Below are 19,018 nucleotides of genomic sequence, written 5' to 3' on the forward strand. Positions count from 1 at the left end.
TCGCCAGGATTCCCCTGCCAAGTACCGGTTCTCAGTAGCGTGGCATCGTGGACGAACACGCCTCCGCGGCACGGCGGATGCAGTGGCCAGGGCAACGTCAAGACGTTCTAAACGCGTTACAAGCCCTCGGCGACCGCGACTATCAAGAGCGACACTGGCGATCAGGACACGGGTGGCCAGACCTCACCGCCGCCGTTCACTGGCTGATCGACGACACTTTCATCGACCAAGCCGGCGCACGAGCACTGGTCCCACAACTCTTCCGGGATGAGCAAGAAGCCGACCGCGTGCAACTCGTGGTCGACGCCCTCCTTCGCGTTCTCGATGACCTTGGACCAACCGCCCCAGACCACGCCTACCTCGACCATCCCGCATGGATGAGCGTCCTGCACGCGGCCAATGCCGCCCTCCAGATTCTGTCGCCGGACAAGGAGAACTCGTAACGGCCTCCCCGAACACACCGCAAGGCAACGATGAGGTATCTCCCCGCCAGACCTCTTGCACATAGGAGCGTCAGACCAAAGCGACTGGTGCGGGAAGTACCACTGCCATAGTCTTGTCCCGTCTTGATCCCCAGAGGGGGCTATGTGCGGAAGTTTGTTTTGGCCATTTCCGTCGTCTCGCTTCTAACGGGTTGCACAGTTTCGGTTCGTGGCCAACACGGCCAGGATTCCAGATCAAAGCCTTACGGCCTGATCGATCCACCTGCAACCATGCGCCCTCTCGCTGATCTTGCGCGAGGCATCAAAGGTAAAGTGTTACTTCATCACGTCGATGAGCAGGGCCAGAACTCCGCCTGGAGCACAAAACTCAAGATGAGGGCGTCGTTTCGCCTCACCCTCGACTGCGTCGGAGCAAGTGGGACGATGATTGTTCACGTAGATCAGTCTCGACTGCCTCACCAATGCTCTGTCGGGCCTGGCAACATTCGGATCGGCATGATCCCTGACGACGTAGCCGTTCGTAGCATCAGGGTAGAGGTGCCCGCAGGCGCGAAGTGGGCCATTCTCATTTCGAGGCCACCGCAGGCCTAGCATCAACCTGGACCGGAACGGCTTCGGCTTCTGAGCCGTGCAAGTTTGTGGCACGGGGAGTTCATCGGGTTCGCGAGGCTCGACCTGATGGATGCGGGAATGCCGTTCACCGTGCGGATCCCCAAGCTGTCGAGGCAGAACCGCCGCTCGTTCCACACCCGGGGCTCCCCCGAGTAACCTCCGCATGTCATACGAGGTGGTTCCCGTTTCTCCTCGGAAGCCGGCAGGAGCACGAGAAAGAGCGTGGCGATGGCCCGTAACAGGACTGATGCACGTGCCCGGCTTGAGGGAGGAACGAGGGGTGGCCTCTGGGGTCCCGTTCTGGTGAACCTGGGGCTCGGTGTGCCCGCGGTTGTGCCGCTCTATCTGGCGTGGTGGCTGCTGACCGAGTACATGCCGATGGACTGCAAAAGCACGGAGGACCTGGCCAAGCCGGATCTCACCAACTGCAACTACACCACTCTCGATCACGCCAGCATCGTCATGCTTCTCCTGGCTGCGACCGGCGTCCTCATGCTGGCATTGGTGGTGGTGATCGATGTGATCTTCCCGATTGAGAGCGGACGACGGTTGGCCGCTTGGGCTGGCGCGGCTGTGCTCATCCCCGTCCCGTTCGCGCTGTGCCTGGCGCTGGCCTGACGACTGACGTTCTTGCCACCCGCCACAGCGTCTCGGCCACTTTGTGGCCATGCCCGATCACTGTCCTCTGTTCAAGCTGCGCCTGAGCACGCCCCGGCTGCAACTGCGCCACCCTGCGCGGCCGGCGAACCATCGGCCGGCGCCTGCGCCTGGCCCACGGCGCGTTCACCAGCCCGATTCCCGTCGGCATCCACGGCCTGGAGCCCTGCCTTCCCCATTTCGGCCTGCGCTGACGACACTGCCGGACCTCGCCCGCTACCGCCAGGTCGCGGACTCCGGGTCGACGCCGTGCGCCTCGGCGTTCGCGCAGATCGTGTCGCGCAGCCAGACGGCCAGGCCCGGCACGACCGCGTCGTAGTGGGCCGCGAACCTGGGATCGGCGGCGAACATCCGCCCGATGCAGGCGTGCATCGAGTGCGTGCAGTCGAAGTACCGCGACATCAACGCGCGGTGCCGCTCCGCGAGGGCGTTCGCGTCGACGGACCCGGGCGTGACGCCCGCACGCTTCGCGGCGGCGAAGTCGGCGTTCAGGGCGCCGGTCTCGGCCGCGACCGTCTTCCAGTCCTCCGGGGTCATCTCGCCGGCCCGCTCGGCGTACTGCGCCCACTGCGCGCTGTCTCCCCACCGGTCCTCGGCCTCGTCGACCCAGGCGGGCTGCCAGTCGTCGCCGAAGATCTCGACCTGCTCCTCCGGGGTCAACCGCATGCCCATGCTCGACGCCCCCAGCATGCGGTCGACCGCGCCGACCATCTTCCGCAGCCGGGAGATGCGCTCCACGAGCAGCGCCCGCTGCCGGCGCAGATGATCGCGCGCGCCGGCGCCCGGGTCGTCGAGGATCCGGCCGATCTCGGCGAGCGGAAACCCGATCTCCCTGTAGACGAGGACGCGGTGGATCCGCGCGACGTCGTCACCGGAGTACACCCGGTATCCAGCCCAGGTGCGCCCGCTCGGGCGTACGAGGCCGATCGCGTCCCAATGATGCAGCGTCTTCACGCTGACCCCGACGAGTGCGGCCGCCCGGCCGACGGTGAGGCCGTCGGAACCGTCCGGGCCGGTGATGGCCGTTTCCCATCTGTGGGCGTCGCTCGTCACCGGCCCAGTATCGCCGACCTCGCCGAAGGCCCGAGGCCGGAGACGGGCGTACGGACTGCTCACTCGGTTGGGACCTCGATGCCTATCGCCCGCAGGTCGTCCGCCCGGGCGCTGCGCGGATCGAGCGGCTGAGCGGCGGTCATCACGACCCGGGCGTTCTCGGGCGTGACGACCGTCAGCTCGATGGAGTTCCAGGGCATCTCCCTCGGGCCGCTGGTGCATCCCGGCACGAGTTCCTCGCAGCGGGCGGCGATCTGGTCGATCTGGCTGAGGACGCAGGCGAAGCTCACGCTCATCGCCGGAACCTCGCCCACCTGTTCCGCGGGCACGAGCAGGACGTCCTGGAAGGCCCAGCGCCGCAGGTGGGTCAGTCGATCCGGTACGGAGAACAGGTCGACGAACCCGAGCCCGCGGGTCCAGAAGTCCTTCGACGCCGCGAGGTCGCGGGTGGGGATGGTGACGAACATCGGCATGCCGTAGTAGTCCCGATAGATCTCGGGCGCGGTCGCGTCGAGCGCGGGCATGGGAACGGGACTGATGTACTCGCTCATGCCCTGATCGTCGAGCCTCCTGCTACGTCAGGGTCAAGGCGAACACCATGCCGGTGGAGACGGGCCGCGCCCGCGATCCGGGACGCGATCGCCGCGGTCGGAGACCGGGGGCGCGTTCCCGCTTCTCGGAAACGCGCCCCCGGTCGTGTTGTGGTCGTCAGGCCACGTTCACCGTGGCCGAGCTCTGCTGCTTGGCCGACGTGCCCGCGAAGGCGGCCTTCCAGGTGCCCGTCCCGCCGTTGTCCACCTTCACGCTGTACTGCCCCCGCGATCCCGTACGCGTGGAGGTGACGTACGTGTAGCGCGTGGAGCCGGTCTTGCGGAAGTAGACGGCGATGGTCTGGGCGGACAGGCCCGACCGGCCGGAGGTCAGCGAGCCCGAGAGCGTCAACTGCTTGGCACGCCGGTCATAGCGGGCCCGCTTCGCCGTCTCCTCGCCCGCCGAGGCGGTGATGGTCAGCGAGGTGGCCGCGGCGGGGCGGGAGTCCTTCTTGCCGTCATTCCGCGTGGAGTCCTGCTTGGGGTCCTGCCTCGCTTCCTGCTTGAGGTTCTGCTTCGGGTCCTGCTTGGGGGTCGTGGTGGCCACGGGTCGCGGAGCGGCCGGCTCACCGGTCGCCGCGAAGGCCGACGCCGTCGGGACGAGCACGCAGGCGCCGACGGTGGCGGTCAGCAGTCCGGCGGTCACTTTTGCACGCATTTCTTCCTCCTCGGGAAAACCACCGGCGCGGAATTCAATGGACAGAGAGGGTGTCCGCACCGGATTTCGCCTTCACCGAAGAACGTATCGGCCTTTTTCGCCGCCGAGACGATCCTTAAATATCCGCACACCCACGGCGGCCCGCTTACGCGATTCTTATGACGCCAGCTCAGCGCGGGCGCGTGGATGGTGATCGGTCCAATTCGGCAGAAGCGGTCCGGACGATGAAGTCTCATCCAATGTTCAGCCCGCATGAGAATACGATGAGACGGTTCCCCGGCCCGTTCATCGTTTTCTCAGCGGCCTCGCGCTGATCGGCTCGGGGGCCGGTCGTCGTCCATGACGCCGTAGCCGGACGCGCGGAACAGGAAGGAGGCCCAGGAGCGGTAGGGCCGCCACGCCTCGGCCACCTTCCGGTACGCGGCAGGCGGAGCGTCATCCGGCAGGCCGTAGGCCTCGCGCAGGATCGCGAACAGGCGTGGTTCGTCGCCCGGGAACGCGTCCGGCGCCCCCGCGCCGCGGATCAGGATCAGGCCGGCGGAGAACGGCCCCACGCCGGGCAGGGCGCGAAGTTCCGCCAGCGCCTCCTGGGGGTCGATCGCGCGCAGATGCTCCGCGGTGAGCACGCCGTCGAGCGCCGCGCGGGCCAGCCCGCGCAGCCACTCCTCCTTCTGCGCGGGCAAGCCGAGGCCGCCGGCCTGCAGCAGCGTCATGGGCGGAGGAAAGGCGGCGTACGTCTCCCCGTCCACGACGACCTTCGCTCCGAATCGCTCCGCGATGCGCTGTTTGAGCCGGGCGGCGATGAGCATCGACGAACGCTGCACGATCACCGCCCAGCAGGCCGCCTCCCAGGGGCTCCAGAAGCACAGCGGGCGCAGGCCGGGACTCTTCCGCTGCAGGTCGCCGAGCACCGGGTCGGCCTCACCGGCCTCGGCGAAGCCGGAGCCGTCCACATCGAGGGACAGGATGCGCGCCACCTCGCCCCGGATCCGCGGCCCGGCTGCCCGCGTGGTGACGACGGCGACACCGTCCGGCGCGGCGGTCACGGTCACACCGATCGGCAGCCAGTCGGACTCCGCGCAGTAGGCGAAGCGCAGCGCCCGCCCGTCGGAGGGCAGCCCGCTGGTGGCCGGCCAGTCCTCGACGAAGCACAACGTGGCGCCGAGGTCGAACGGGCCTTCTGCCGTGAGCGTGAAACCGTGGCTGGTCATGGGCGACATCGTACGAGGCCGGACAGACAAACGATCTTGCCGGGCGGCACGCCGCGGCCTCCGCCGGCCATACCGGATCCTCGGGAACGAGGACGCCCGGGAAAGACGAGAGGTACGGTCAGGATCATGGAGATGGTGGCGTGCGCGCTGATCCTTCTGGCCCTGCTCGAACGCCTGTGGCGGTGGGCGGCCAAGGTTCGCAAGTCCGGCCGGTCCATCTCGGCCACCGGATTCGACGAGTTCACGGCGGCCTTCCTCTCCACCAAGCGGGTGCAACTGGAGCAGCGGCAGAGCGAGATGATGCTCCGCGACGACGACACCGACGGCGCGCCACCAGCCAACCGCATCGACACCGTCCACAACAAGATCACGATCGTCGTGCCCGACAAGAGGTAACCCCGAGCCTCGATCCTCCTCTTCGAAAGTTTCGGAGGGAACCTTTCGATTTTCACTGTTGCCTTTCCGTACCTGTTGCCTATTCTTCCCTTGCACGGGGACTTCCGGGGGCACCAAAACCGGACCGAGTGGCATTTCTATGCCGATCATGGAGTGAGCATCGTGTCGAAACTTTTCGGTGACGGCGTGGAGATCGGCCTCGGCGAGGAGCCGGCGTCCGGAGGGACGACGGGCTCGTGGTGACGGTGGCGTTCAGCGGCACGCGGGACGGCGAGGCGCCGCTGACCTGGGGACAGCGACTGATTTGGCGGGCGGTCCACCTGATGGGCGACAGCCAGACGTTCCTGAGCTGCCCGTGGGTGCTCCCGGTGTACGGCAGACGTGACCTCGGTAGCGTCCTGGACGCACTGCGCGTGCTACTCGAACGCCACGAGAGCCTGCGTACGACCTTCGCCCTCACTTCGGAAGGGCCGGTGCAGCGGGTCGGACGGGGCGGCGAGCTGACCGTGGACCTGGTGGAGGCGGGACAGGACCGAGCGCTGCGGGTCGCCGAGCGGCTCGCGGGCGAGCTGGGCCGTACGGCCTTCGCCCACGACCGGGACCTGCCGCTGCGCTGCGCCGTCGTCGTCAAGAACGGCCGCCCGGTGGCGCTGGCGTTGGCCTTCTCCCATCTGGCGGTGGACTTCCAGGCGCTGAACACGCTGTCGGAGGAGTGGAAGGCCCTGCTGCGCGGCGAGGAACTGCCTCCCGCCGAGTGGCAGCCGTTGGACCAGGCGGCCGCGGAGCGCGAGGAGCCGTACCCCGCCCGCTCGGCCAAGTCGGTCCGATACTGGCACTCCGTGCTGGCGGAGGGACCGCTGGACGTGTTCGACCATCCGCCGCGCGAGGCGGAGGACCCGCGGTTCATCGAGGTCGGTATGGAGTCGGCGGCGCTCGCCACCGCGGCGCAACGGCTGGCGGAGCGCTGGAAGATGAGCACGACCAGCGTGCTGCTCGCCGCCTGCGCCACCGTGCTGGCCACCGTGAGCGGCCGTCCGCGCGCGGTCATGCAGCTCGTGCACAGCAACCGCCGCGACGCGCGCACCCGCACGATGGTCGGCACCGTCGAACAGGACGGCCTGTTCGTGCTCGATCTGCCCGCCACGGACTTCGCCGCCGCCTGCCGGGCCGCGCACCGCGGGGCGCTCAGGGCGTACCGCAACGCGCACTACGACCCGTTCGAGATGCAGGCCATGCGCGAGGAGATCGGCCGCCGCCGCGGCCGGGAGCCGGACCTCGACGCGTTCTTCAACGACAGGCGGACCGTCGGCACCTGGCCGGGCCTGCCTCCCGCCGGCCCCGACGAGGACGTGGCCCGCCTCACCGAGAAGACCCGGACGTACGTCACGAACGCCTGGCCGGGTGTCCGTTTCAAGGCGTTCTTCACGGTCGTCTCGGCCCCCGACACCGGGCGGCTCAGCCTCATCGTGGACACCGCCTACCTGCCCCCGGACATCGCCGAGGCGATGCTGCGCGGCGTCGAGGCCCTGCTGGTCCACGCCCTCACCGAGGAGGTCCCGATGGCCGCCGTCCCCGAGGTGTGCGGGGTCGGCCCGTACGACGGGCGGCTCAGGACTGCTGGACCGCCAGGCGCAGACCGAAGCCGATGACGATGAGGCCGGTGAGCCGGTCCAGGGCGCGCTTGACCGACGGCCTGCGCAGCCAGCCGCGCACCATCCCGGTGAACCCGATGAGCACGGCGCTCCACACCAGCGCCTCGCAGACGTGAACGCCCGCCAGGAGTACGCCCATCACCGCGTGCGGCACGCCCTGGGGCATGAACTGCGGCAGCACCGCGACGTAGAAGGCGCCCACCTTCGGGTTGAGCAGGTTGGTCAGCAGGCCCCGCCGGAACGCCCGTCCCCATCCGGCGTCCGGCGGGTCCGGCGGCGCCGCCTCGTCCGCCTGGCTCGTGCGGCTGTGCCAGAGCATCCTGCCGCCCATCCAGATCAGGTACGCGACGCCCGCCCACCGCAGCACCTCGTACGCCACGTGGGAGGCGGTGAGGAGAGCGGACAGGCCGGCGGCCGTGAGCAGGCCCCACAGCAGGGTGCCGACCTGGATGCCGAGCACCACGGCCCAGGCCGACCTCCGGCCGGCGAGCAGCGACGTGCGCAGGATCAGAGCCGTGTCCAGGCCGGGGGTGAGCGTGAGCAGCGCCACGATGACGGCGAACGAGGCGATCGCACCATAGACGTCCACGAACGGCCACCGTAGCCCATACCCGGACACCCGGCTTGACCTTTCCCGCGTCCCCGTGCACCCTCCGGTGGTGATCACCGTCCGGATGAACGACGCCGCGGCCCGCTTTCATCAGAACGAAATGATCGTCGTCATCGACGCGACCCCGCCCGCGCGCGAAGTGCGCCACAGGTATAACGCTCCATGAGCCGTCCGGCGCGTTTCCGGTCGGGATAGGTTTTCGTGGCGGACCGAGAAACCGATTCGCGACCTAGCATCGAAAGATGGACGAACCACAGCCGGTCACGCTCCCCAACGGCCGCAATCTGAAATGCGACACGTGCGAGAACGAATTGTTCGAGCACCGCCGGTGGAAACTCCAGACCACGGGCATGACGTTCATGAATCTCGACTGGGCCAACCGCGACGCCACCTGCTTCGTGTGCAGCAGTTGCCGTCGCATTCACTGGTTCCACTGGTGATCGGGGATCAGACGTAGCGCCAGGCGGCCGCGAACCAGTCGAGACAGTCCTGGACAGGGGGTCCCGCAGAAGGTCACGCCGGCGACAGGACCAACACCGCGTGGTCGGGCGCCACGCTCGCGAGCCGGAAGCGGATGTCGCCGATCTTGCCGGGGCGTCCCACGGCCAGCGTCAGCCCGCCCTCCGTCCGGCAGCGGCCGTTGACGCAGTCCTGACTGACGTCGGTGTTCATGCCCTCGACCTGGAAGGCGCCCGCGCCCGCTTCGAACCGCAGCCGCAACTCGCCCCGGTCGAGTGAGGCGATCGTGATCGCGTCGAGGCCGGTCTTCCGGTCGAGCCGCAACCGGTCCCCCGGGCGGACCGCCACCTCGCAGGCGCCGTCCCGGCACGCCTCGGGATGGCCCGCGGCCGAGACGACCGACGAGCTGGGCGAAGGCGATGCGGGGACCGGGGACGCGGGGACCGTGGTGGACACCGGGCCGCCCGTGGCCACGGGCCGCGGTCGCACCTGCGGCTCCGGGGTCCCGCAGGCCGTGAGCAGCACGGTCACCGGTACGGCGACGAGGCCGGCCCGGCCGATCAAACGGGACGCGTACGGTCCTCGGCGCATGACTCTCCCTGAGACCACGACGGCTACGCCGGTATGTGCGCGCCGGCGGCCGGAGCGGCCCAGGCCCGCCGCCCTCGACTCGGTCGAGCCTTCCCCGAACCCGGCGGCCCCAACCCGCGAAGCGGGGATCACAGGAGGAGGGCGCCGGTGATCTGGTGGGCGGTCCTGCGCACGGCCGCGCCCATCCGCGGCAGCGCCGCCGCCCCCACCGGCGCGGCGACCGCGACGGCCATGCACACCCCGCCGTCCGGGCCGAAGACCGGCGCGGCGGCGCAGCACACCCCCTCGGCGAACTCCTCCCACGCGTACCCCACGCCCTCCCCGCGGATGGCCGCGAGCTCGCGTTCCAGCACGGCCGGCGCGGTCACCGTACGGCGGGTCATCCGCCGCAGGGCCGGGGCGGCGAGGAACGCGGCGCGCAGGCCGGGGTCGTAGGCGAGCAGCACCTTGCCCGTGGCCGTGCAGTGCAGCGGCGCCCGGTCGACGCCGTCCGACGGCGACTTGACCCGGTTGTGCCCGTACAACCGCTCGACGTACGCGACCTCGAAGCCGTCCGGCACGGCCAGGTTGACCGTCTGCCGGGTGGCCTCGTACAGCTGGAGCAGGTGCGGCAGGACCGCCCTGCGGGAGCCGGGGAGGCGACGGCCCTGGACCGCCCAGCCGCGCGGCGCCACGATGTCGGCCAGGCGTCCGCCGACCGTGTAGTCACCACCCGTACGCGTGACCAGGCCCCGCCGCTGCAGCGTGCCGAGCAGTCGATGGGTGGTGGTCTTGGAGAACCCGGTCGACTGGTGCACCTGGGTGAGGTTCATCGGCCTCATGCCGGCGGCCAGGCACAGGAGGATCTCTATCCCGCGTTCCAGGCTCCCCAGGGCGGAGGCCGCCTCCGCCCGGCGGGCGCGATCCAACGGTACGAACAATCCCACCCCGCGATGCTCGTGGACCACATCCTGACCGGCCAGCGGCCACCTTAGCCGCGCCACCCCATGCATGAGGGGCGAACGGCGGAAGCCCGCCTCGGCCGGGACACTCCCCCGAGCGCCCCGGCCGGTCGGACGTGTCGTCAGTTCACCTCGACGCTCTCCAGCACGCCGAGGGCGTCGGGCACCAGGACGGCCGCCGAGTAGTAGGTGGTCACCAGGTAGGAGATGATCGCCTTGTCGTCGACGCCCATGAAGCGCACCGACAGGCCGGGCTCGTACTCGTCGGCCAGCCCCGTACGGCGCAGGCCGACGACGCCCTGTTTCTCGGCCCCGGTGCGCATCACCACGATCGAGCTGAGCCCGCCCTCGGTGATCGGGATCTTGTCGCAGGGCAGGATCGGCACCCCCCGCCACGCCATGACCGTCGCCCCGTTCACCTCCGTGACGTCCGGATAGACCCCGCGCCGGGTGCACTGCCGTCCGAAGGCGGCGATGGCCCGGGGATGGGCGAGGAAGTAGTGCGAGCTGCGACGACGGGCGAGCAGCTCGTCGAGGTCGTCGGGGGTGGGCGGGCCGGAACGGGTGTGGAGGCGCTGCTTGAGGTCGGCGTTGTGCAGCAGACCGAAGTCGCGGTTGTTGACCAGCTCGTGCTCCTGGCGCTCCCGCAACGCCTCGATCGTCAGCCGCAACTGCTGCTCGGTCTGGTTCATCGGCTCGTTGTACAGATCCGCCACCCGCGAGTGCACCCGCAAAATCGTCTGCGCCACACTCAGCTCGTACTCACGCGGCCCCAGCTCGTAGTCCACGAACGTCCCCGGCAGCGTCGCCTCACCCTCATGCCCCGCCGCCAGCGCGATCTCCGCCTCGCCATACCGGTTCACCGGCCGCACCGCGGGAGGACGGCCGAGATGCTCGCGCAGGCCGCCGGCGAGCACGGTCAGGTTGTCCAGCGCCGACCGGTCGAGGACGAGGACGATGCAGGAGGTGAGGGCCTTGGCGGGCGGGGCTCCCGGACCGGTGAGGTCCCCCAGGTGGTCGCCGTCGGCCAGGACCTGGAGCAGGGCCTCGCCGCCGTACGCGCCGGGGCCGACGCGTGCGACCTTGCCGTGGGCGACGAGCACCACCTGTCCCGGCGGCACCTGGTCGCCCGGGCGCAGGTCGTGCTGGACGAACCGGTCCGCGAGCGCCCCGAGGGTGTCCAGGTCGCCGTAGCCGTGCAGGGACGGCAGTTCGCACAGCTCGGCCGGGATGACCCGGACCCGCGCCCCGGTGGAGACGAAGCTCACCCGCCCGTCCCCCACCGTGCAGGTGAGCCGGCGGTTGACCCGGTAGACGCCGCCCTGGACCTCCATCCACGGGAGCACCCGCAGCAGGTGCCGGGGAGTGATCTCCCGCATCTGCGGCGGCGTCTTGGTGGTGGTCGCCAGGTTCCGCGCGGCGGCCGTGCTCAGGGTCAGGCGCGACGCGGTCATGGCGCCCCCACCGGCAGCGAGTGAGCCGGCACAGCGGGATCGGACGCGAGATCAGACCGCGCGAGAGCGGGCGCCGGCACGGGCGACGCCGTGAGCGCCGGCGACCCGTGCGCCGGCGGGGCCGTGTGTGCCGGCGACCCGTGCGCCGGCGGCGCCAGGGAGAGGATGCGTGCGGTGGCCGTCCCGAGGCCCGTCGGGCCCTGCGACCACCGGGCCGCCGGACCCCTGCGCAGCTCCTCCTCGAAGTAGCGCCGGGACCGCTGGTGCCAGCGCAGGATCGCCGCCATCCAGTTGCGCAGGTCGGACACGTATCCCTCGACCGACTCCCGTACGGTCTCCCCCGCCTCGATGCGGTCGAGCAGGGCGGGCAGGTCGACGGTGGTGATGTGCTCGAACTGCCTCATCCGGCTGGTCATGAGCGCGTCCACCACGGTCACCGCCTCGTCGGGCGCGCAGTCGAAGAAGGTGCCCAGCACCACGACGGCGTTGTGCAGCTCACCCTCGAACTGGATCTCCTTCTGATAGGAGAACAGGTCGTTCATCAGGCACGCGTAGTCCTGCGCGGCGTCGGTCATGCCGAGGAACTCGCGGGTGCGGTGGATCTCGGTGGGGATGACCCGGCCCGGCGTCAGCCTGGCCAGGCTCATCGTCATCTGCGAGCCGAACGTCCTGCGCCGCATCTCGATGTAGTCGACCGGGTCGGGCACGCGGTGCTGGGCCTGGTTGGCCAGTTCCCAAACCCAACTGTCGATCATCTCCTCGACGGCGGCGCGGAAGGCCCGGCGGGAGTCCTCCGGCAGCGGCCCGGCGGTGCGCGGCCACAGGTCGGCCAGCCCGCGTTCCAACCCCGTCACCGGGGTCAGGCGCGGGACGAGGTCCAGTGGCATGAACTCCTTGAGCCGCCGGTTGCCGAGCTTCGCGCCGACCAGGTCGCGCGCCGCCCCGTAGACCCGGGGATAGTAGTCGTCGCCGTACGTCCCCCAGGCCAGCCAGTTGGTGGCCAGGATCAGCTCGTCGGCGGAGGCGTCCGGGTTGATGCCGGACGCGCACAGGGCGAGGTCGAAGCCGACGAGTTGCGGTTCGTTCCAGACGGCGGTCGCCGGGATGCCGGGAACCCCGTCGAAGAAGCCCATAGCGGCGCACCATTCGACGTCCGCCGCTCGCGCCGCGTCCAGGTGCGGGTTGTCGCGCACCTCGAACGGCATGTACGGCTGCGGCAGCCGCACCGCCGCCTCCGAGAAGGGCCGGTGGGTGTGGTTGCGCAGGCCGCCCGCGCCCGTGAGGTGGGCGCGGGCCACGTTCATGCCGAGGAAGCCGGTCTCTCCCGCCGTCTTGGTGTAGCGGCTGGAGGCGGTGTGCCAGGCGTGTCCGCCCGCCTGCCAGTCCTGCAGTCCCTTGACGTAGCTCAGGACCAGCACCTGCTCGGGCGGCAGGACCCCCTCGTCGGCGAACAGCGCCGGAAGCTCGGTCAGCGCGGTGTGCTCGAACTGGTGCAGCCGGGAGGTGAGCAGGTCATTGGTGATCTCCACGGCCCGCTCGGTGTCGCAGCCGAAGAAACGCTCGCAGACCAGGACACAGTTGGACAGCTCACCCTCCTGCAGCACCTCCCGCTCGTAGGAGAACAGGTCGTTGCGCAGGTGCACGGCGTCGGCGAACGACTCGGTCAGCACCCGGATCGGCCGGGAATCCGCCAGCCGGGCCGGCAGCTCCGCGCCGGCCGCGTGCTCCACCAGCGCGGCCGACCAGGGGGCGCCGCCGACCTTCCTGCGTTCCTCGATGTACTCGATGGGGTTGGAGACGGCCTCGCGCTCGATGTGGAACAGCTCCCACATCGACTCCTGCAGGAGGTCCCGGGTGACCCGGACGAACCGGCGCCGCCACGCCTCGGACATGGCGGGCACGGTCCGGGGCCACAGGTCGGCCAGGCCCCGCTCAACAGGGTTGGACGGCTCGGGCGGGTCGTCCGTCATGAACGCGTCGAGCCGGTCCAGGTAGTCCTGGGCGCCGTCCAGGTCCCTGCTGCGCTTGAACGTCTCCAGGAAGTGGTCGTCGAAGTAGAAGACCCACACGTACCAGTCCGTGACCAGGTCGAGTTCGGTGGCGGAGCAGTCGGGATGGGTGTAGGCGCACATCAGGCCGTAGTCCATCGCGTCGAGCGACTCCTCGGTCCAGATGTCCGGATCGTCGAGCATGCCCATGTCCGCCGCCCACCCCCGCGTGTGCGCCCGGGCGGTCTCCACGTGGGGGTTCAGCCGGGGCGGATAGGGGAGGTAGAAGTCCGGCAGCCGGTAGGAGGACATCAGAGGACCTCGACGCTCTCCAGGATGCCGAGGGCGTCGGGGACCAGGACGGCCGCCGAGTAGTAGGTGGTCACGAGGTAGGAGATGATCGCCTTGTCGTCGATGCTCATGAAGCGCACCGACAGGCCGGGCTCGTACTCGTCCACCAGCCCCGTACGGCGCAGGCCGACGACGCCCTGGTCCTTCTCCCCCAGGCGCATGACCATGATCGAGCTGATGCCCTTGTCGTTCACCGGGATCTTGTTGCACGGCAGCATCGGCACCCCGCGCCAGGCCGGCGCCTTCTGGCCGTTGAACTCCACGGTCTGCGGGTAGATGCCCCGGGCGTTGCACTGCCGGGCGAAGGCCGCGATCGCCTTGGGGTGGGCGAACATCACGCTCGGGTTCTTCCAGACCGTGGCGAGCAGCTCGTCGAGGTCGTCGGGGGTGGGCGGGCCCGAGCGGGTGTGGAGGCGCTGCTTGAGGTCGGCGTTGTGCAGCAGACCGAAGTCGCGGTTGTTGACCAGCTCGTGCTCCTGGCGCTCCCGCAACGCCTCGATCGTCAGCCGCAACTGCTGCTCGGTCTGGTTCATCGGCTCGTTGTACAGATCCGCCACCCGCGAGTGCACCCGCAAAATCGTCTGCGCCACACTCAGCTCGTACTCACGCGGCCCCAGCTCGTAGTCCACGAACGTCCCCGGCAGCGTCGCCTCACCCTCATGCCCCGCCGCCAGCGCGATCTCCGCCTCGCCATACCGGTTCACCGGCCGGTCCGGGTCCTCCCGGTAGGCCTGCACGTGCTCGCGCAGGCCGTCCGACAGGGTGAGCAGCCGTTCGAACTCCTCCCTGCCGAGGGCGAGCACGGTGCACGACGTCACGGCCTTGACCGTCCACTCCCACCGCGCGTCCGCGTTCACCAGCATCTGCTCGCCGACGTACTCGCCGTCGGCCAGCACCCCGAGCCGCGTCTCGTTGCCGTACGCCCCCTCGCCGAGCCTGTCGACCTTGCCGTGGGCCAGGAGCAGGACCTCGTCCATCGGGGTGCCGGCCCGGGCGATGACCTGGCCGGCCTCGTACTCCCGCTGGGTGAACAGGTCGGCCATGGCGGCGAGCACGTCGGCGTCGCCGAACCCGCGCAGGGCGGGAAGCTCGCACAACTCTGCGGAGATGACCCGCACGTCCGCCCCGGTCGAGACGAACGTCACCCGCCCGTCGGCCATCTGGTAGGTCAGCCGCCGGTTGACCCGGTAGACGCCGCCCACCGCCTCGACCCAGGGCAGCACGCGCAGCAGATGACGGGAGGTGATCTCCTGCATCTGCGGCGGGGTCTTGGTCGTCGTGGCCAGGTTGCGCGCGGCCCTGGTGCTGAGGCTCAACCGGTTGTCGGTCGGCATGGTGTTTTCGGTCACGGCACATCACCCCATCTGTGATCGGCACGGCGGCCGGTTGTTCGGTGACTGGTCACGCTCGTCGCCGAGCGGCGGAGGGGGAAGGAAAGATCAGGGTCGTACCGGCCCGGACAGGGCCGCACCGCATGCGCCGGATGCCCGTACGGCCGCACGCGAAGGCGGCCGGAGTGTCCCGGCGGCGGGAGTCGTGAGAGAGGCGGGCGTACCGATCGCGCGCCTCACCTGACGCGGCGGGTGAGCCGCTCGGTGAGCACCGTGAGCGCCCGCGCCGCATCCGGGGCGATCGCGCAGTCGCGCAGCGCGTCGAGCGCCTGCCCGGCCCGCAGGGCGATGAGGTCCTCGACCTCGCCGAGAGCGCCGGTGTCCACGATGATCTGCCGGAGCTCGGCCGCCCGCCGTTCGTCCAGGTCGGGGGCGCCGTGCCAGGTCCGCAGCCGGTCCCGTTCGGGTCCCCGCGCCCGCGCGTACGCGTACGCCATGAGCACGGTCCGCTTTCCCTCACGCAGGTCGTCGAGGACCGGTTTGCCGGTGACGGCGGGGTCGCCGAAGACGCCGAGGACGTCGTCGCGCAGCTGGAACGCCTCTCCGAGCGGCAGGCCGAACCGGGAGTACGCCTCCAGGAGGGCGGGCGGGGCCCCGGCGAGCGCCCCGCCGATCTGCAGCGGGCGCTCCACGGTGTATCGGGCCGTCTTGTAGCGGATCACGGTCAGGGCCTGCTCGACGTCCGCGTCCGCGCGGGCGTGCGCCAGGATGTCGAGGTACTGCCCGGTGACGACCTCCGTGCGCATCCGGTTGAACAGCTCGCGTGCCGCGCGTCCTCGCACGTCGCCGGTGGCGGCGTCCGCGAGCAGTTCGTCCGCCCACGCCTGCGCGAGCACTCCGAGCAGGATGGCGGCGGATTGGCCGAAGGTCTCCGCGCCCGTCCACCGCGGGGTTCCGGCGAGCCCCCTGTGGATGGTCGGGCGCCCGCGGCGCAGCTCGCTGCCGTCCATGACGTCGTCGTGGATCAGCAGGCCGGCGTGGTAGAGCTCGAGCGCCGCGCCGGTGAGGACGGCCCGGTCCTCGTGCGGCTCCTCGCCGCCCGCGCCACGCCAGCCCCAGTAGCACAGCAGCGGCCGGATGCGCTTGCCGCCCCCGACCACGAACTCGCGCAGCAGCCGGTAGCCCTCGGCGACGTCCGGATCACCGACAGGGGGACGCCGGGCGTCGAGGAAACCGGCCAGCAGCTCGTCGACCCGTCCCCGGACGGCGCTCGTGACGGCGGCGACGCCGCCGGTGTCACCGACGCCGGTGATCCCCTTGACGGACGTGTCCACGGTGTCCGCGGTCATGCACGGCCTCCTCGCTCGGCGAGCCGGTATCCCTTGCGGAAAGTTACTTAATGAACACGCAAAGTAGAACCGCTCGTTCCGATAGTCGGAACTTCTCGCCGAGCCGGACTCGGACCACCCAGCTCAGTCGGCTCTGCCGAACTGTGCGATCGCGGTCGCGAGCAGGGCGAGCCCGAGGACCGCGAGTACGGCCACCTCGACGGGGATCGGGACATGCCACCCGCCCCACGTCAGCCCCGGCGCGAGCCGGGCGCGTACGGCCGGCGTCAGGTTCAGATGCGCGAAGACCAGCCGCCTGATGGGATCCACGGCGTACGAAAGCGGATCGATCCGGTTGAGCGCGGTCAGCCACGCGGGCAGGTTCGAGGCGGGGAACATCGCGCCCGACATGAAGTACAGCGGCATGATCAGCAGCTGGTTGAGCGCCATGAACGACTGCATCTGCCTGACGCGCACGGACATCGCGACCCCGAAGGCCGTGATGGTGAAGGCCAGCAGCACCTGGATGCCGAACACGCCGAGCATCAGGCCCGGCGCGTACGGCACGCCCACGGGACCCGCGATGCAGATGACGACGAGGCCCTGGAAGGCCGCGACGGTGGCCCCGCCCAGGCACTTGCCGAGGACGATGGCCCCGCGGGACACCGGCGCCACCAGCATCTCCCGCAGGAACCCGAACTCCCGGTCCCAGACGATCGAGGCGGCCGAGGACATGGCGCTGAACAGGACGGCCATGGCGAGAATGCCCGGGTAGAGGAAGGTCCGCAGGCCGAGCCCCCCGGTGCCGCCCGAGGTGAGCTGCGACAGACCGGTGCCGAGGACGAACAGGAACAGGAACGGCTGCACGAGAGAGGTGAGGATGCGCAGCGGGCCGGTGAAGAACCGGATGATCTCGCGCTGCCAGACCACCTTGACGGCGCGCAGCTCGCTCATCGCGCTGCGCCCGGGCACCCGGACCGCCGTGACGGGCAACGTCATCGCCGGCCTCCTCGCGCCGCGGCGAGCGCGGCCGGGCCGCGCGCGCCGCCGGTCGACTCCGCGTCGCGGATCGACCGGCCGGTGTACGACATGAACACGTCGTCGAGGCTGGGCCTGGCCACGCTGACGGACCGGATCGGCAGCCCCGACCGGGAGAACAGCTCCGGGACGAACCGCTCCCCCTCGTCCACGTGGAAGACCACCACGTCCCCGGACGCGACGGCCCGGATGCCGAACCGCTCGTCCAGGGCGGCGACGGCCGCCGCGCCGTCGTCGGTCTCGATCTGGACACGGTCCTTGCCGACGCCGGCCTTCAGCGCGGCGGGGGTGTCGAGCGCGATGATCCGGCCGCCGTCCATGATGGCGATGCGGTCGCAGTGCTCGGCCTCGTCCATGTAGTGGGTGGTCAGGAAGACCGTGATGTCCTCGGCCTCCTTGAGCTCCCGGATGTAGGACCAGATGGAGCTTCTGGTCTGCGGGTCCAGGCCCACCGTGGGCTCGTCGAGGAACAGCACCCGCGGCGAGTGCAGCAGGCCACGGGCGATCTCCAGTCTTCGTCTCATGCCGCCCGAGAACGTCGCGACCTTGGCGCCGCGCCTGTCCCACAGCCCCACCATCTCGAGCACTCCCCGCAGCCGCGGACCGACGTCCGCGCGGGGCACGCCGTACAGCTCGGCGTGGAAACGCAGGTTGCGCTCGGCCGTCAGATAGCCGTCCAGCGTCGGGTCCTGGAACACCAGCCCGATCGAGCGCCGCACGCTGTCGCGTTCGCGCACCACGTCGTAACCGGCCACGCGCGCCTCACCGGCCGTGGGCGTGGTCAGGGTGCAGAGCATGCTGATCGTCGTGGACTTCCCGGCGCCGTTCGGGCCGAGGAAGCCGAAGATCTCTCCTCTGTGCACGGTCAGGTCGATGCCGCGTACGGCCTCGACGTCGCCGTAATGCTTGGCCAGGCCGGTGGTTTCCACCGCCGGATGCGTCATCCCGCCTCCCCATTCGTTACACTTGGTGTAACAGTACACCAGGTGTAACTAAGGAGGCCGATACGCTGTGCCCATGAGTGCGGGCGGACTGCGGGAGCTGAAGAAGAACCGGACCCGGCAGCTCATCGCCGACACCGCGAACGCGCTCTTCCGGGCCCGGGGATTCGACGAGGTCACCGTGGACGAGATCGCGGCGGCCGCCCAGGTGTCGAAGAAGACGGTGTTCAACCACTTTCCGACCAAGGAGGACCTGGTCTTCTACCGGGCCGAGAACCGGGAGGCCATGTCGCTGGCGGCGGTCACCGACCGCCCGGCCGGGGTGTCCATCCTCGACTCCTTCCGGGCGCTGTGCCTGGCGCAGACCCGGTTCGTCGCGGGGATGCGGCGCGACCTCGTCCACCCGCGCAGCTTCTTCGACCTCGTCAGCGGCAACCCGTCCCTGGAGCGGAAGATGCACGAGGTCAACGAGCGCATCACCCGGGTCCTCGCCGACGCGCTGGCGGCCGAGGCGGGCGCGGAGCCCGGCGACCCGCTGCCCCGCATCGTCGCCTCGACGCTGGTCGGCGCGCAGCGGGCGCTCTACCGGCGGCTGCGTCAGCGGGTCCGGGAGGGCGGGCCCGACGAGGAGATCGAGCGCGCCCACCGCGCGGACGTCGAACGGGTCTTCGACCTGCTCGGCAAGGGCCTCGGCGGCTACCCGCCGGGGTGACT

At 70.1% G+C, this 19,018-nt stretch carries 19 protein-coding genes; 6 read left to right on the forward strand and 13 right to left on the reverse strand.

What is annotated here, in order from left to right; genetic code table 11:
• The first annotated feature begins 47 nt into the window (after positions 1–47).
• Complete coding sequence (locus tag Msi02_RS27740; protein WP_204050989.1) at positions 48–443, forward strand: SCO4402 family protein; 396 nt, start codon at positions 48–50, stop codon at positions 441–443.
• 915 nt (positions 444–1,358) lie between these two features.
• Positions 1,359–1,673 (forward strand): hypothetical protein, encoded by a 315-nt coding sequence (locus tag Msi02_RS27745; protein ID WP_204050990.1) that lies wholly within the window; start codon positions 1,359–1,361, stop codon positions 1,671–1,673.
• A 255-nt stretch (positions 1,674–1,928) separates the two neighbouring features.
• Here the strand turns inward: Msi02_RS27745 and Msi02_RS27750 are convergent, their stop codons facing one another.
• From Msi02_RS27750 to Msi02_RS27765, 4 genes are all read right to left on the reverse strand, one after another.
• Positions 1,929–2,765, reverse strand: coding sequence for a MerR family transcriptional regulator (locus Msi02_RS27750; protein WP_239108763.1), 837 nt, complete (start codon positions 2,763–2,765; stop codon positions 1,929–1,931).
• A gap of 59 nt (positions 2,766–2,824) precedes the next feature.
• The gene (locus Msi02_RS27755) at positions 2,825–3,316 is read right to left on the reverse strand and encodes a VOC family protein (RefSeq protein WP_079314689.1); all 492 of its coding nucleotides are present in this window, start codon (positions 3,314–3,316) and stop codon (positions 2,825–2,827) included.
• Between the two features lie 157 nt (positions 3,317–3,473).
• A complete protein-coding gene (locus Msi02_RS27760; protein ID WP_204050991.1) occupies positions 3,474–4,013 on the reverse strand; it encodes a hypothetical protein in 540 nt (179 codons plus the stop codon).
• 296 nt (positions 4,014–4,309) lie between these two features.
• Positions 4,310–5,224: a DNA-3-methyladenine glycosylase family protein gene (locus Msi02_RS27765; RefSeq protein ID WP_204050992.1), complete on the reverse strand. Its 915-nt coding sequence runs from the start codon at positions 5,222–5,224 to the stop codon at positions 4,310–4,312.
• Positions 5,225–5,350: 126 nt separating this feature from the next.
• On the opposite strand from Msi02_RS27765, the gene Msi02_RS27770 reads away from it, so the two are divergent.
• Positions 5,351–5,620: a DUF6191 domain-containing protein gene (locus tag Msi02_RS27770; RefSeq protein ID WP_204050993.1), complete on the forward strand. Its 270-nt coding sequence runs from the start codon at positions 5,351–5,353 to the stop codon at positions 5,618–5,620.
• Between the two features lie 236 nt (positions 5,621–5,856).
• Positions 5,857–7,269, forward strand: coding sequence for a condensation domain-containing protein (locus Msi02_RS27775; RefSeq protein ID WP_204050994.1), 1,413 nt, complete (start codon positions 5,857–5,859; stop codon positions 7,267–7,269).
• Here Msi02_RS27775 and Msi02_RS27780 read toward each other — a convergent pair.
• Positions 7,229–7,861, reverse strand: coding sequence for a LysE family translocator (locus Msi02_RS27780; protein ID WP_204050995.1), 633 nt, complete (start codon positions 7,859–7,861; stop codon positions 7,229–7,231). The genes Msi02_RS27775 and Msi02_RS27780 overlap by 41 nt on opposite strands.
• 263 nt (positions 7,862–8,124) lie before the next feature.
• On the opposite strand from Msi02_RS27780, the gene Msi02_RS27785 reads away from it, so the two are divergent.
• A complete protein-coding gene (locus Msi02_RS27785) occupies positions 8,125–8,322 on the forward strand; it encodes a hypothetical protein (RefSeq protein WP_193201734.1) in 198 nt (65 codons plus the stop codon).
• Between the two features lie 73 nt (positions 8,323–8,395).
• On the opposite strand, the gene Msi02_RS27790 is transcribed toward Msi02_RS27785, so the two are convergent.
• The 8 genes from Msi02_RS27790 to Msi02_RS27825 all read right to left on the reverse strand — a co-directional run bounded on the left by Msi02_RS27790 (position 8,396) and on the right by Msi02_RS27825 (position 18,307).
• On the reverse strand, positions 8,396–8,932 hold the full coding sequence (locus Msi02_RS27790) for a hypothetical protein (protein ID WP_204050996.1): 537 nt from the start codon (positions 8,930–8,932) through the stop codon (positions 8,396–8,398).
• A 128-nt stretch (positions 8,933–9,060) separates the two neighbouring features.
• Positions 9,061–9,858: an IclR family transcriptional regulator gene (locus Msi02_RS27795; protein ID WP_204050997.1), complete on the reverse strand. Its 798-nt coding sequence runs from the start codon at positions 9,856–9,858 to the stop codon at positions 9,061–9,063.
• A 137-nt stretch (positions 9,859–9,995) separates the two neighbouring features.
• Positions 9,996–11,327: a family 2B encapsulin nanocompartment shell protein gene (locus Msi02_RS27800; protein WP_204050998.1), complete on the reverse strand. Its 1,332-nt coding sequence runs from the start codon at positions 11,325–11,327 to the stop codon at positions 9,996–9,998.
• A complete protein-coding gene (locus tag Msi02_RS27805; RefSeq protein ID WP_239108764.1) occupies positions 11,324–13,627 on the reverse strand; it encodes a terpene synthase family protein in 2,304 nt (767 codons plus the stop codon). Before Msi02_RS27805 ends, Msi02_RS27800 begins: the two co-directional genes overlap by 4 nt.
• Positions 13,627–15,000, reverse strand: a complete 1,374-nt coding sequence (locus Msi02_RS27810; protein ID WP_204051060.1) for a family 2B encapsulin nanocompartment shell protein — start codon at positions 14,998–15,000, stop codon at positions 13,627–13,629. The genes Msi02_RS27805 and Msi02_RS27810 overlap by 1 nt, the downstream gene beginning before the upstream one ends.
• A gap of 233 nt (positions 15,001–15,233) precedes the next feature.
• Positions 15,234–16,346: a polyprenyl synthetase family protein gene (locus tag Msi02_RS27815; protein WP_204050999.1), complete on the reverse strand. Its 1,113-nt coding sequence runs from the start codon at positions 16,344–16,346 to the stop codon at positions 15,234–15,236.
• A 123-nt stretch (positions 16,347–16,469) separates the two neighbouring features.
• Complete coding sequence (locus Msi02_RS27820) at positions 16,470–17,324, reverse strand: ABC transporter permease (protein WP_204051000.1); 855 nt, start codon at positions 17,322–17,324, stop codon at positions 16,470–16,472.
• Entirely contained in the window at positions 17,321–18,307 is a 987-nt protein-coding gene (locus Msi02_RS27825) for an ATP-binding cassette domain-containing protein (protein ID WP_204051001.1), read from the reverse strand. Before Msi02_RS27825 ends, Msi02_RS27820 begins: the two co-directional genes overlap by 4 nt.
• Before the next feature lie 73 nt (positions 18,308–18,380).
• On the opposite strand from Msi02_RS27825, the gene Msi02_RS27830 reads away from it, so the two are divergent.
• On the forward strand, positions 18,381–19,016 hold the full coding sequence (locus Msi02_RS27830) for a TetR/AcrR family transcriptional regulator (protein ID WP_204051002.1): 636 nt from the start codon (positions 18,381–18,383) through the stop codon (positions 19,014–19,016).
• Positions 19,017–19,018 lie beyond the last annotated feature (2 nt).

The sequence above is a fragment of the Microbispora siamensis genome (assembly GCF_016863095.1).
GTDB classification, from domain to species: domain Bacteria; phylum Actinomycetota; class Actinomycetes; order Streptosporangiales; family Streptosporangiaceae; genus Microbispora; species Microbispora siamensis.

Excerpts from the sequence above, each read along its gene's own strand:
- Msi02_RS27755 (WP_079314689.1), bottom strand. The coding sequence starts at position 3,316 with ATGAGCGAGTACATCAGTCCCGTTCCCATGCCCGCGCTCGACGCGACC.
- Msi02_RS27760 (WP_204050991.1), bottom strand. The coding sequence starts at position 4,013 with ATGCGTGCAAAAGTGACCGCCGGACTGCTGACCGCCACCGTCGGCGCC.
- Msi02_RS27765 (WP_204050992.1), bottom strand. The coding sequence starts at position 5,224 with ATGACCAGCCACGGTTTCACGCTCACGGCAGAAGGCCCGTTCGACCTC.
- Msi02_RS27770 (WP_204050993.1), top strand. The coding sequence starts at position 5,351 with ATGGAGATGGTGGCGTGCGCGCTGATCCTTCTGGCCCTGCTCGAACGC.
- Msi02_RS27785 (WP_193201734.1), top strand. The coding sequence starts at position 8,125 with ATGGACGAACCACAGCCGGTCACGCTCCCCAACGGCCGCAATCTGAAA.
- Msi02_RS27790 (WP_204050996.1), bottom strand. The coding sequence starts at position 8,932 with ATGCGCCGAGGACCGTACGCGTCCCGTTTGATCGGCCGGGCCGGCCTC.
- Msi02_RS27800 (WP_204050998.1), bottom strand. The coding sequence starts at position 11,327 with ATGACCGCGTCGCGCCTGACCCTGAGCACGGCCGCCGCGCGGAACCTG.
- Msi02_RS27805 (WP_239108764.1), bottom strand. The coding sequence starts at position 13,627 with ATGTCCTCCTACCGGCTGCCGGACTTCTACCTCCCCTATCCGCCCCGG.
- Msi02_RS27810 (WP_204051060.1), bottom strand. The coding sequence starts at position 15,000 with ATGCCGACCGACAACCGGTTGAGCCTCAGCACCAGGGCCGCGCGCAAC.
- Msi02_RS27815 (WP_204050999.1), bottom strand. The coding sequence starts at position 16,346 with ATGACCGCGGACACCGTGGACACGTCCGTCAAGGGGATCACCGGCGTC.
- Msi02_RS27820 (WP_204051000.1), bottom strand. The coding sequence starts at position 17,324 with ATGACGTTGCCCGTCACGGCGGTCCGGGTGCCCGGGCGCAGCGCGATG.
- Msi02_RS27825 (WP_204051001.1), bottom strand. The coding sequence starts at position 18,307 with ATGACGCATCCGGCGGTGGAAACCACCGGCCTGGCCAAGCATTACGGC.
- Msi02_RS27830 (WP_204051002.1), top strand. The coding sequence starts at position 18,381 with ATGAGTGCGGGCGGACTGCGGGAGCTGAAGAAGAACCGGACCCGGCAG.